At 38.0% G+C, this 12,738-nt stretch carries 15 protein-coding genes; 13 read left to right on the plus strand and 2 right to left on the minus strand.

The window, feature by feature from the left end; all coding sequences use genetic code 11:
• From P8M52_RS05145 to fdx, 11 genes are all read left to right on the plus strand, one after another.
• A partial coding sequence (locus tag P8M52_RS05145) for a peptidase M61 (protein ID WP_300308285.1) occupies window positions 1-1,411 on the plus strand: 1,411 nt, incomplete at its 5' end.
• A complete protein-coding gene (locus P8M52_RS05150) occupies window positions 1,393-2,130 on the plus strand; it encodes a tRNA 2-thiocytidine biosynthesis TtcA family protein (protein ID WP_300308288.1) in 738 nt (245 codons plus the stop codon). The genes P8M52_RS05145 and P8M52_RS05150, both read left to right, overlap by 19 nt.
• Entirely contained in the window at window positions 2,123-2,968 is an 846-nt protein-coding gene (locus P8M52_RS05155; RefSeq protein WP_300308290.1) for a lysophospholipid acyltransferase family protein, read from the plus strand. The genes P8M52_RS05150 and P8M52_RS05155 overlap by 8 nt, the downstream gene beginning before the upstream one ends.
• Before the next feature lie 61 nt (window positions 2,969-3,029).
• Window positions 3,030-3,728, plus strand: a complete 699-nt coding sequence (cysE, locus tag P8M52_RS05160; protein WP_300308293.1) for a serine O-acetyltransferase — start codon at window positions 3,030-3,032, stop codon at window positions 3,726-3,728.
• 85 nt (window positions 3,729-3,813) lie between these two features.
• Window positions 3,814-4,233, plus strand: coding sequence for an Rrf2 family transcriptional regulator (locus P8M52_RS05165; RefSeq protein WP_300308296.1), 420 nt, complete (start codon window positions 3,814-3,816; stop codon window positions 4,231-4,233).
• A 4-nt stretch (window positions 4,234-4,237) separates the two neighbouring features.
• Complete coding sequence (locus P8M52_RS05170; protein WP_300308299.1) at window positions 4,238-5,452, plus strand: IscS subfamily cysteine desulfurase; 1,215 nt, start codon at window positions 4,238-4,240, stop codon at window positions 5,450-5,452.
• 76 nt (window positions 5,453-5,528) lie between these two features.
• Entirely contained in the window at window positions 5,529-5,906 is a 378-nt protein-coding gene (gene iscU, locus P8M52_RS05175) for a Fe-S cluster assembly scaffold IscU (protein ID WP_300308302.1), read from the plus strand.
• Between the two features lie 6 nt (window positions 5,907-5,912).
• Window positions 5,913-6,236, plus strand: a complete 324-nt coding sequence (gene iscA, locus P8M52_RS05180) for an iron-sulfur cluster assembly protein IscA (RefSeq protein ID WP_300308305.1) — start codon at window positions 5,913-5,915, stop codon at window positions 6,234-6,236.
• A gap of 25 nt (window positions 6,237-6,261) precedes the next feature.
• Window positions 6,262-6,777, plus strand: a complete 516-nt coding sequence (gene hscB, locus P8M52_RS05185; protein WP_300308308.1) for a Fe-S protein assembly co-chaperone HscB — start codon at window positions 6,262-6,264, stop codon at window positions 6,775-6,777.
• Between the two features lie 3 nt (window positions 6,778-6,780).
• The gene (gene hscA / locus P8M52_RS05190) at window positions 6,781-8,625 is read left to right on the plus strand and encodes a Fe-S protein assembly chaperone HscA (RefSeq protein WP_300308311.1); all 1,845 of its coding nucleotides are present in this window, start codon (window positions 6,781-6,783) and stop codon (window positions 8,623-8,625) included.
• Between the two features lie 25 nt (window positions 8,626-8,650).
• Window positions 8,651-8,989 (plus strand): ISC system 2Fe-2S type ferredoxin, encoded by a 339-nt coding sequence (gene fdx, locus P8M52_RS05195; protein WP_300308315.1) that lies wholly within the window; start codon window positions 8,651-8,653, stop codon window positions 8,987-8,989.
• Here fdx and P8M52_RS05200 read toward each other — a convergent pair.
• Window positions 8,986-9,408 carry a hypothetical protein gene (locus P8M52_RS05200; protein WP_300308318.1) on the minus strand — a complete coding sequence of 141 codons (423 nt, stop codon included), beginning with the start codon at window positions 9,406-9,408 and terminating at the stop codon, window positions 8,986-8,988. The genes fdx and P8M52_RS05200 overlap by 4 nt on opposite strands.
• Before the next feature lie 242 nt (window positions 9,409-9,650).
• Between P8M52_RS05200 and P8M52_RS05205 the strand changes: the two genes are divergently transcribed.
• A complete protein-coding gene (locus tag P8M52_RS05205) occupies window positions 9,651-10,259 on the plus strand; it encodes a c-type cytochrome (protein ID WP_300308321.1) in 609 nt (202 codons plus the stop codon).
• Window positions 10,259-11,791 (plus strand): cytochrome c family protein, encoded by a 1,533-nt coding sequence (locus P8M52_RS05210; protein ID WP_300308324.1) that lies wholly within the window; start codon window positions 10,259-10,261, stop codon window positions 11,789-11,791. Before P8M52_RS05205 ends, P8M52_RS05210 begins: the two co-directional genes overlap by 1 nt.
• Before the next feature lie 403 nt (window positions 11,792-12,194).
• On the opposite strand, the gene P8M52_RS05215 is transcribed toward P8M52_RS05210, so the two are convergent.
• A partial coding sequence (locus P8M52_RS05215) for a P-loop NTPase (protein ID WP_300308327.1) occupies window positions 12,195-12,738 on the minus strand: 544 nt, incomplete at its 5' end.

The raw sequence follows: 12,738 nt of genomic DNA on the forward strand, positions 1-12,738 counted from the left end.
TGTATTTCTACTGCCTTTGGGCTTTGAAGAAGTCTCTTGTGAGTTAAGAGTTGCACCTGCAGATGCATCTCAAACTTTGGGCGATTGGTCATGTGCTACTGGACTTAAGGAAATCTCAGCATTAACTTTTTCAGCCAATAATTATCAAGATCTGATTGATCATCCTGTGGAAATGGCTGACTTCACTTTGTTTGATTTTGACGTGCAAGGGGTTGAGCACCAGATGGCTATTACCGGCATGCACAAGGCAGATATTGCTCGTTTAAAGCAAGATCTTAAAACTATTTGTCAGCATCATATTGGTTTTTTTAACAACGACATACCTTTTAATGATTATTTGTTTTTAACCCTAGTTAAAACCAATGGTTATGGCGGCCTAGAGCATAAAAATTCCACTAGCTTAATTTGCTCAAGAAAAGAGTTGCCTGTTATAGGCATGGAGTTAATTAATAAAGACTATACTCGATTTCTAGCGCTTTGTTCGCATGAGTATTTTCATTCATGGTGGGTTAAAAAAATCAAGCCAGCTAGTTTTCATCAATTAGATTTGTGTCGTGAAAATTACACAGAGCAGTTATGGATTTTTGAAGGTTTTACCTCGTATTATGATGAGCTGTCGTTACTCAGAACCAAACTATTAACCCCTGAGCAATACCTTGATTTATTTGCGCAAACTATCACTCGAGTGCAAAAATCTAAAGGTCGATTAACTCAATCATTAGCAGAGTCTAGCTATGAGACTTGGACTAAATTTTATCAGCAAGATGAAAATGCAGCTAATGCGATTGTTAGTTATTACACCAAGGGCGCTTTATTAGCTTTTGTTCTGGATATTGAAATCAGAAAACAAACCCAGGATACAAAGTCATTAGATGATGTTTTACGTCATGCATGGGATAATTATCAAGATACTGGCCTGGAAAATAACACCATTCAGTTAATTGTGAATGAATTGATTGATGATGATTTAACAGCCTTCTTTGATGATTACTTATATGGTGTAAAAGAGCTGCCACTGCAGCAAAGCTTTGCCTATGTTGGGGTTAACTGCGAGTTTGTTAGCTATTCTGAAGATTTATCAGATTTTGGTTTGACAATTAAAACTCAGGGTGGCTATAGCCAAATTATTCAAGTATTTGCAGATACCACTGCACAACGTGCCGGACTATATGTAGGTGATAAAATTGTCAGTGTTAACTATCAGCAGTTAAAGGATAAAGCCTTGATTGCTGAGATCAATAAATTTGATCTAGGAGAAGTGATCAAAATTGGCGTTTTGCGTGATGAATTATTATTAGAGATTCCAGTCGTGATTGGTAAAACAACACCAACGTTTTGCAAGTTAAGCTTAAACACCGAGCTTGATGATAACACTCTAAAACAACAACAGCAATGGTTATACCAAGAGTAGTATTACCAAAGTTATTGATTAAGCCAGTAGGGCGTGCTATTAATGACTTCAGCATGATTAAAGAGGGTGACAAGATATTGTTAGCTGTTTCTGGTGGCAAAGATTCCTTGAGTTTGTTTCATCTCCTCAGACATTTTCAGCGCCATGCACCGATTCATTTTGATTTAGGGATAGTAACCATTGATCCTCAGGTTGAAGGGTTTGAACCGCAAGCGTTAGACAGCTTCTTTAAAAAATTTGACACGCCTTATTTTTTTGAAGAGTTTCCTATTTTGGAGCAAGCTAAAGAAAGTATGAAAGGTGATTCCTATTGTTCATTTTGCGCACGTATTAAGCGCGGGTTAATGTATCAAGTGGCGCGGCGCGAGGGATACAATGTCTTAGCTTTAGGACAGCATCTGGATGACCTAGCTGAAAGTTTAATGATGAGCATGTGCCATAATGGCAAAATTCAAACCATGAAAGCACATTATATTAACGATGCTAAAGATCTTCGTATTATTCGCCCAATGGTCTATGTACGTGAGCGCCAACTAGTTGATTTTGCAAAAACAACTAAACTGCCCGTTATCGCGGATTCGTGTCCAGCATGTTTTACCATGCCTACAGAGCGGGATCATTTTAAGCAATGGCTGCTTACAGAAGAGCAGCGCACACCAAATTTATATAAAAATTTACTGAGCGCTATGAAGCCTATGTTGGATGAAGTTAATGATTAAGCTTATATTGCAATTTTTTGCGATTATGCCATTAAGGTTAAACCATTCTATCGGTTCAATGATTGGGCATTATTTGAATTTTAGTAATAGTGAATCCAAGAAAGTAGTGAGTAAAAATATTACAACCTGTTTTCCTCAATTGGACAGAATTGAGCAGCAAAATCTTATTAAAAATTGCTTGATTGAAACTGGAAAGGGGTTGAGTGAAATGGGATTTGTTTGGCTTAGAAGTTTTTCTAATAATGCCAAGCATGTGACTAAAACGATAGGTGCTGAACTATTACACACTGATCAGCCTACAATTCTACTGGTGCCTCATTTTGGCTGTTGGGAAATGGTTGCTAGAATGTCTTCTTTGCAAAGGCCTAGTGTCTTTTTATATAAAAAATTAGCCAATCAAGAGCAAAATAAATTGTTATTAGCCAGCAGAGAACAGGGCGATTTAACCATGGCTTCTGCTGATAAGAAAGGTGTGATAAAAATTCAGCGTGCCATTAATAATAAGCAATTAATTGGCATATTGCCAGATCAAGATCCTGGCGAAGAAGGCGGCGTGTTATCACCTTTTTTTAATACTAATGCCAGAACCATGACCTTACTAGTGAGACTTGCAAGAAAAAATAATGCAAAAGTGGTGTTGTCTTGGGCGTATAGATTGCCAAATGGGCAGGGTTACGAGCTAAATTATAAGTCTGTAGATGTTCTATCTGAATCTGGCGATATAGCCGATGATGTGCAAATGATGAATCAAGAGATTGAATCATTGGTTGAAACTCATCCGGAGCAGTATTTATGGAACTATAAGCGTTTTAAGTCTGTAATCAATTATTCGAGCTAATTTTATTGACAGGATGATTTGCCTAAGTGAGTCTATTAGTCAATTATGATATAATTTAACCATGAGAATTATAGAAGACATTCAAAGCGTTTTTGATCGCGACCCAGCCGCTAGAAATACATTCGAAATTATTACCTGCTACTCAGGTGTACAAGCCATGTTATTCTATCGTTTAACTCACCGCTTATGGTTGTTAAAGCTTAAATGGCTAGCTCGATTCATTGCTATGCTATCTCGTTGGTTTACAGGTATTGAAATTCATCCTGGTGCCACTATTGGCAGACGGTTTTTTATTGACCATGGCATGGGTGTAGTAATTGGTGAAACCGCTGAAATTGGTGACGACGTCACTTTGTATCATGGCGTGACACTGGGTGGCACTACTTGGCAAAAGGGTAAGCGTCATCCGACATTGGGCAACAACGTTGTGATTGGCGCAGGTGCTAAAATTCTTGGACCGATTACCTTGGGTGACAATGTTAGAGTCGGATCAAATTCTGTCGTGGTTAAATCCATTGAAGCAGAAAAAACGGTTGTAGGTGTTCCAGGCAGAGTGCTTAAAGAAAAAACGGTAAAGTCTGAACACTTTGATTCTTATGCAGTTGGTAGTGATGCTGATGATCCAACCGTTAAAGCGATTAATTCAATTTTGCAGCACTTACATGACGTTGATTCACAACTGCACAAGGTCTCTAAAGAACTTAATATAGCCGATAAAAAAGACAGCTCAGTGAATGATTTAGAAATCGAGAGCAAATAACCATAGACGGTTAAAGGTTTTTTACTTGACTAAAAAACTTGGTTAAGCGTATAATTAGCATTCGTTAATTTAATAAAGGATTAATATGCAATTGACTACAAAAGGTCGCTATGCAGTAACGGCGATGCTTGATTTAGCATCAAACGATACGGGAAAACCTATTACCTTGGATATTATTTCTCAAAGACAAAATATATCTTTGTCTTATTTAGAGCAGCTTTTTGCTAAGTTGCGCCGTGCAGAACTAGTAAAGAGTGTACGCGGCCCTGGCGGCGGATATTTATTAGATGCAGAGGCGAAAGATATCAACCTGACTCAAATTATTGAAGCAGTTGATGAAAATATTGACTTACGTCGTTGTAAAGGTATGAGAGCCTGTCACAATGGGCGTCAGTGTATTTCACACCAGTTATGGTGCGAAGTTAGCGAACAAATTAGAACTTTCTTAAATGGCAAAACCTTACAAATGGTTATTGACGATCACAACTTAAATAAAGGAATATAAAACTATGTCAACTCCTACCTATATGGATTATTCAGCAACAACACCAGTCGATAAGCGTGTTGCAGAAAAAATGATGCAATACTTAACGATGGATGGTGATTTTGGAAATCCAGCTTCAAACTCTCATTATTATGGATGGCAAGCAGACGATGCAGTAAAAAAGGCTCGTCAACAAGTTGCAGACTTAATTGGCGCTAATTCAAAAGAAATTGTTTGGACATCTGGTGCAACAGAATCAAATAACTTGGCTATCAAGGGTATTGCTCATTTTTATCATAAAAAAGGCAAGCATATTATCACTCTTAAAACAGAGCATAAAGCAGTACTTGATACCTGCCGTCAATTAGAGCGTGAAGGCTATGAAGTAGATTACCTTGATCCAATGGCAAACGGTTTGCTAGATATTAATGTATTGAAAGCAGCAATGCGTGAGGATACAATTTTAGTATCAATCATGCATGTAAACAATGAGATTGGTGTGATTCAAGATATTGAAGCAATTGGTAATTTATGTCGTGAAAATAAAGTTTTCTTCCACGTGGATGCAGCACAATCTGCTGGTAAAGTAGCTATTAATTTAAGTGAATTGCCTGTTGATTTAATGAGTTTTTCAGCGCATAAAATTTACGGCCCAAAAGGTATGGGTGCTTTATATGTACAACGTAAGCCAAGAGTTCGCCTTGAAGCGCAAATGCACGGTGGTGGTCATGAACGCGGTATGCGTTCTGGCACATTGGCAACACACCAAATCGTTGGTATGGGCGAGGCTTTTGCCATTGCTAATGCTGAAATGGCTGAAGAAAATGTAAGAATTGGAAATCTACGTGATCGCTTGCTAGCTGGTTTTGATGGCATGGAAGAGGTGGTAATTAATGGTGATATGGATGCTCGTATTCCAGGCAACTTAAATATTAGTTTTAACTACGTTGAAGGTGAATCACTAATGATGGCAATTAATGACATTGCAGTATCTTCTGGTTCTGCGTGTACATCAGCTAGTCTTGAACCTTCGTACGTGTTGCGAGCATTAGGCCTATCAGACGAATTAGCGCATTCATCTATTAGATTTACGATTGGACGTTACACAACTGAAGCAGATGTAGATAAGGCGATTGACTTAGTGCGTGATAAAGTACAAAAATTACGTGACTTGTCACCACTTTGGGATATGTTTAAAGATGGCATTGATATTAGCAAAATTGAGTGGGCAGCGCACTAAATTACTTAAAATATACAAGGGTTAGTGGCTATTAAAAAGATTACACTAACCAAATAAAACACAAAGGAGAAAAAACATGGCATACGGCGAAAAGGTAATGGATCACTATGAAAATCCACGTAACGTTGGTGTATTAGACAAAGATGCGAAAAATGTAGGTACCGGTATGGTGGGTGCACCTGCTTGTGGCGATGTAATGCGTTTGCAAATCCAGGTTGACGACAACGGTATTATCGAAGAGGCTAAATTTAAGACTTACGGCTGTGGCTCTGCCATTGCATCTAGCTCATTATTAACAGAATGGGTTAAGGGTAAAACGTTAGATGAAGCGGCAGAAATCAAGAATACTGATATTGCTGAAGAATTAGCATTACCACCCGTTAAAGTGCATTGTTCTGTTCTTGCAGAAGATGCAATTAAGGCTGCTATTAGCGATATTAAAAGTAAAGCCTAATTTACAATGGCAATAACTTTAACAGACACTGCTGCCAAGCGTGTTGTTGATTTTTTAGCTAATCGTGGCTCTGGTATTGGTATACGCCTTAGTGTGCAAACTACCGGTTGTTCAGGCTTGGGTTACAACATGGAGTTTGTTGATAGCGCAAATGATGACGATACCTTGTTTGAAGACAATGGCGTGCAAGTGATTATCGATGGAAAAAGCTTGATTTATCTTGATGGCACCGAAGTTGATTACGTTAAAGAAGGCTTAAACGAAGGTTTTGAATTTAACAATCCTAATGCTAAAGCCGAATGTGGCTGTGGCGAGTCTTTCACTGTATAACTAATCGTATAACTCACCAAGATCTATGCAAAACTATTTCGAGTTATTTTCGTTAACGCCGAGTTTTAACGTTGATTTAACTAAGCTTGAATCTGCTTATCAACAGCAGATGGCTAAGTTTCATCCTGATAAATTTGCAGCTGGTAGTGATAAAGAGAAAAATTTTGCCCTACAAAATACCTCATTGGTTAACACAGCCTATGACACATTAAAGTCCGCTTTATTACGAGCAACTTATCTTTTAGAATTGGATGGTGTTAACGCTTTTGATGAAAAAGATACGCAAATGGACATTGACTTTTTAATGTCACAAATAGCATTAAGAGAATCATTAGAAGCCATTGAGGCCAGTAAAGATGAGTTAGAGTTAGATGACTTTATTGAGCAAGTGTCTAACAAGATTAAGAAAAATATTAATGCTATTAGTGCCGTGTTTGATTCAACTCAAAATGCAGATGAAATTAAGAATCTAGTGAGAGAGTTGAAGTTTTATGAACAGCTAAATCTTCAGGCAAAGCGACTAATGGATGAATGGATATAAAGTATGGCATTATTACAAATATCTGAGCCTGGACAGTCCAGTGCACCACACCAACATAAATTAGCCATAGGTATTGACCTAGGCACAACTAATTCATTGGTGGCGTCAGTTAAGAGTGGCCAGAGCGTTGTTCTTACTGACAAAAATAATGAATCTATTTTGCCCTCTGTTGTGCATTGTGGCAAAGATAATAAATTAACAGTTGGTTGCGACGCTTGTCCTTATGCCAAAACCGATCCAACTAACACTATTGTTTCTGTCAAACGCTTTATGGGGCTTGGATATAAAGAGGTTAAAACATTCAAGAATTGCCCTTATCAGTTGGTTGAAAATGGTAACAATGTGTTATTTCATACGGCTATGGGTGATTTATCCGCCGTTGAAATTTCAAGTACCATTCTATCTGTATTAAAACAAAGAGCTGAAGAATCATTGGATGGAGATTTGGTTGGTGCTGTTATTACAGTGCCAGCATATTTTAACGATGCACAACGCCAGGCTACGAAAGATGCAGCAACGCTTGCAGGGCTTAATACATTACGTTTACTGAATGAGCCAACAGCAGCGGCCGTTGCTTATGGTTTAGAGTCTGGTGAAGAGGGTGTTCATGCAATTTATGATCTTGGTGGTGGCACGTTTGATATTTCTATTCTAAGTTTTAGTCAGGGTGTTTTTAAGGTCTTAGCAACTGGTGGCGATTCAACTTTAGGAGGCGATGATTTTGACCAACTTATCATCGATGACTGTATTGAAAAAATGGGTATTAGCGAACTTACACCTACCCAAATGCAAAAAATTAAACAATTTGCCCGTACCGCAAAAGAAACGCTAACCACAAATGATTATGCAGAGTTTGACTGCATAGAAACTCCTTATAAAATCACTAAACAAGTATTTGACCAATTATCTGAGAAATTAATTAAACGCACCTTATTGTTATGTAAGCGTGCATTGCGCGATGCCGATGTGTCATTGGAAGAAGTTAAAGATATTATTATGGTTGGTGGTTCAACACGTATGCCTTTGGTGCGCACCATGGTCGGCGAGTTATTTAACAAACCAGTATTGTGTTCGATTAATCCGGATGAAGTAGTGGCCAAAGGTGCTGCCATTCAGGCAAATGTATTGGCTGGTAATAAATCAGCAGATGACATGCTGTTATTAGACGTGTTACCACTTTCTTTAGGTTTAGAGACAATGGGTGGCCTAGTAGAAAAAGTCGTTCATCGAAACACAACCATTCCAATTACACGTGCCCAAGAGTTTACAACCTTTAAAGATGGTCAAACAGCCATGAGTATTCATGTGCTTCAAGGTGAGCGAGAATTAGTACAAGATTGTCGCTCTTTAGGTCGATTTGATTTAACAGGCATTCCGCCAATGGTTGCTGGTAATGCTCGTATTAGAGTTGAGTTCCAAGTAGATGCAGATGGCTTGTTGTCTGTGAGTGCAACAGAACAGACCTCTGGCATTAAGGCTGAGGTTGTTATTAAGCCATCATACGGATTAACTGATGGACAAATGGAACAGATGCTTAAAGACTCTATTTTATTTGCCAAATCAGATATCGAGGCAAGACAGCTACACGAAATGCAAGTAGAGGCAAGTAGAACAATCGAGGCTATTGAATCTGCGCTTGATAAAGATCAAGCAATGCTTGATGAGAAAATGCTTAAAGATATATTGAATGCTAAGGCTGAATTAGAGGCTGTAGCTCATGACAAAAAAGAAAAAACTATTAAAAATAAAATAGACAACCTAGAGCAGGTCTGCGGAAAATTTGTAGAAATGCGAATGAATGCAACAGTAATGAAAGCCATGCAAGGTCATAATGTCGATGAATTTTAACCCACTGAACAATTAGGAAAATAACATGCCACAAATTATCATCTTACCTCACTATGAATTATGCCCAGAAGGCGTTGTTATCGATGCACCAGCTGGCGAAACCGTTTGCAATGTTATGTTGGCAAACGATGTAGAAATTGAACATGCTTGTGAAATGTCAAATGCATGCACAACTTGTCATATTTATGTGCGTGAAGGCTTTGATTCACTACCCGAGTCTGATGAAACAGAGGATGATATGTTGGATAAAGCTTGGGGTTTAGACCCAGATTCACGCTTGTCTTGTCAGTCAGTTATTGGTGAGACAGATTTAGTTGTAGAGATTCCTAAGTACACAATTAATCAAGTTAGTGAAAATCACTAAAATTTTAAGTACTTAGAGACAAAACCTTCAGGCGCTTCTTTGGGGCCAAATTCAGCAACCACATCCATTGGCTTTTCTTTAGAGATCAACCACTGAGGCATCGGTGGATTCTCACTACTGCCACAAGTTTTGCCTAAATTATTAGGGTGAAAGATCTTAACAAAAGATGGGTTTTTTAAATCATCAACATACACAATGCCACAATACCTTTCGTCATGGTGTTCATCAATAATAGCTTTGATACCGGTTATTGTTTTAGTAAATTCGTCAGCAGAAATCGTAGCACTAGGCATGGACTCAAGTGTGTCGTACACATACCAATTATCAGGATTGTTAATAAGTGTTTGCAGTAGAGTGTCGCAATCATCCAATTGCATAATGCCTAAAAAACGGCCTTTAAATTGTTGAAAATAGTCCATGCACGAAAACTCTAATTAAGATATATCTAGTTTAATGATTTTCCATCATAATGACAGGCTCACTGCCAATATTTTTTTCATAAACTAAGGTTCAGTTTAAAATATATTAGTAAAAACTGATAGAGTTGAATTAAATAAAACAATGTTTTACAATGAACTGCTTTGGTAATTATTACGTGGGAGTTAGGGTGACCTTTTTAAAAAAAATCTGTTTATTTAGTGTAACAGCATTATTAGTTAACGTGTCTGTAGCAACAGAAGGTGATGCGGAAGTAGGAAAAATAAAAGCTATGGCGTGTATAGGCTGTCATGGCCCAACGGGCAATAGTTTTGTACCAAATTTTCCTGCACTTGCTGGTCAGCCTGCAGGCTACATTGCCAAACAAATTAAAGATTTTAAATCTGCAGATAGAAAAAATGCCACGATGTCAAGATTTGCACTAGGGATTAACGATGCTGATCTTAATCATATTGGTGCTTTTTACGCGTCCCAAGTTAAAACTCCTGTTGTTAAAAATATCACTCATTTAAAAACAGATGCAGAAAAAACTAAGCTATTAACACTTGGTAAGAAACTATACGATCACGGCAATCCTGAAACAGGCCAGGCTGCTTGTTTTGTGTGTCATGGAAAAAATGGTGATGCATTAGTTGATTTCAATATCCCCATCCTGGCCAATCAGCATCCGCAGTATTTGATTGCAACTCTTAAAGCGTTCAAAAATAGAACACGTACGAATGATGATGAAAGAGTCATGCGCAGAATTGTTGACACTATGAGTAATGAGCAGATTGAGGCAGTTGCGTACTATTCAAGCTACCTGGTATCAACTCTCGAGGAGAAAAAATAATGAGAAAAAATCTACTAAAATTATTGTCAATTACAGTGCTTTTATTGACTTTTGGCAATTCAAATGCGATTAATGTCGGTGTTAATCTTAAGGCAGCAGGCTATGATATTGAGCCAACACCAGAGCGTCAATTTCCACCATCTATGTTGCGTACTAAAAACAATAGCCATGCAACCTTAGATAGCTTTGAAAATCCTGAAACTTGTGCAGGGTGCCACCCTAAGCAGTATGAAGGCTGGAGAGGTTCAATGCACTCTAACTCATGGAATGATCCAATTTTCCAAGCAGAGTTTAAAAAAGGTTTGAATGCTACTGATGGAAAGATTTTCAATCTATGTGCTGGTTGCCATTCACCAATTGGCGTACTGACAGGTACAGTTAGTTGGGATAAAAAGACTAATGAATTTAGTGTATCTGAGAAAGCTGCCCGAGGTGTCACATGTGATGTGTGTCATAGTATTTCAGGTGCCGTACCTTTAGCTGATACGGTTAGTTCTGAGCATGGTAACGGATCTCATATTATTGATGTAGATACGCATATTAAGTATGGCCCTTTAAAGAATTCAAAATCGCCTTATCATGAAACGCAATATTCTGAATTACACACGAAAGCTAATTTGTGTGCAAGTTGTCACAATATTATCCATCCTGAAAATGGAGTTGGCGTTGAAAGAACGTATGATGAATGGCGTACTTCTGCCTATGCGCAAAATGAGATTGTTTGTCAAGATTGCCATATGAATTCTGTTGAAGTGGCTATTCAGATTGCAAAAACACTCAAACGTCCTGAAACGTTTGTGAATCAAAAAGCTCGATTAGACGGCAAAGCTTCTACACTCGGCACAGAAAAACATAGCGTCGTGCATTTGCATGAATTTGTGGGTGGTAACGCCATTATCTCTGCGATTATGGAGCCTAAAAATCTGCGTAAACGTCAGCATGCTGACATTGCAAGAAAGCGCCTAGCACATGCTACAGAGCTTAAGGTAGATTTAAATCAAAGATCAGATGATTTATTTGAGATAGATGTTGATGTTCATAATGTGGGTGCAGGCCACAATCTACCGACTTCACTTACCCAAGTTCGTCATATTTGGATTGAAGCCACTATTACCGATGATGAAGGTAATGTGTTGTTTGAAACAGGCAAGCTAGATTCTCATCATGACTTTGATGAAGAGAAAACAGTTGTCTTTAAAACATGGGCTGTGGATAAAGATGGTAATGATACCCATGATCCATGGGCTATTACTGCCATTGTTAGAGATACAACTATCCCACCTAAGGGGCATAGCAAGCATAACTTTGTTTTTGCCAATAAACACAATTCTAAGAAACTGAATATTGATGTTAAACTTAATTATCGCTCTGCATCTCAGCATGTCGCTGAGGATTTGTTAGGCCATGATGCGCCAATTATGCCGGTAATAAAAATGAACCATTTCTCCAAGTCATTCACTAATTCAACTGGCGAATGGAAAGAAGAGGTGAAGAGTTACAAGTCTCTTGAAGCTGAAATTGAGAATAATTAGCAGCAAGTGATATTAAGCTTCTAACCGAAGCTTAGATGAAAAAAAGCCTTAACAGGGCTTTTTTTTCGTCTAAAAATAATCCTAACGTGAGTTTAAATAGTAGAAATTTTTTCGTTATTAACGCTTGAGAAAAAGTTCATTGAAAGGTCTTTCGGACTTACTGTTCTAGTGATATTTCAGTAGTTTTGCCATCTGCGTCTTTGATCGTAATTGATAATGTCATACATTGTTTTGCTAATAAACATGAATCTAGGAGGTTGAGAAGCGCCATCAGTCGCTTAAGATTGATATCATAGGAAAATCATACATTAATAGTTAAAACAAAAAAAAAAGCCCTTGCGGGCTTTTTTTGTTTGAAGCTTTATAGGTCTAGCAAGGTAAACAACACTAGATCTATTATGAATTACTCGATAGTAATGCTTGGGAATGAACTCATTGCACGATCTTGTTGCGTAAGTTTAGCACTAACTTTTCTTGCAATCTCTTTGTAAATCTCTGCAACTCTACCATCTGGGTCTTTAGCAACTGTTGGTGTACCTTCGTCAACGTCAGTTCTAATATCCATTTCTAATGGTAGGGCGCCAAGGAAGTTTACATCAGATTCTTGAGCCATTGACTCACCGCCACCAACACCAAAGATAGCCTCTTCATGGCCACACTTAGAACAGATGTGTAATGACATATTTTCAACAATACCTAAAATTGGAATGTTTACTTTTTCAAACATTTTTAAGCCTTTTCTAGCATCTAATAGAGCGATATCTTGAGGGGTTGTTACAACAACAGAACCACTTACAGGAATCTTTTGTGATAGAGTTAATTGTGTATCACCTGTTCCTGGTGGTAAATCGATGATCATGTAATCAACACCACGCCAAAGTGTATCGCGTAACATTTGCTCTAAGGCTTGGGTAACCATAGGGCCACGCCAGATCATTGGATTGTCT

This window comes from Candidatus Thioglobus sp. (genome assembly GCF_029243085.1).
Taxonomy (GTDB): domain Bacteria; phylum Pseudomonadota; class Gammaproteobacteria; order PS1; family Pseudothioglobaceae; genus Thioglobus_A.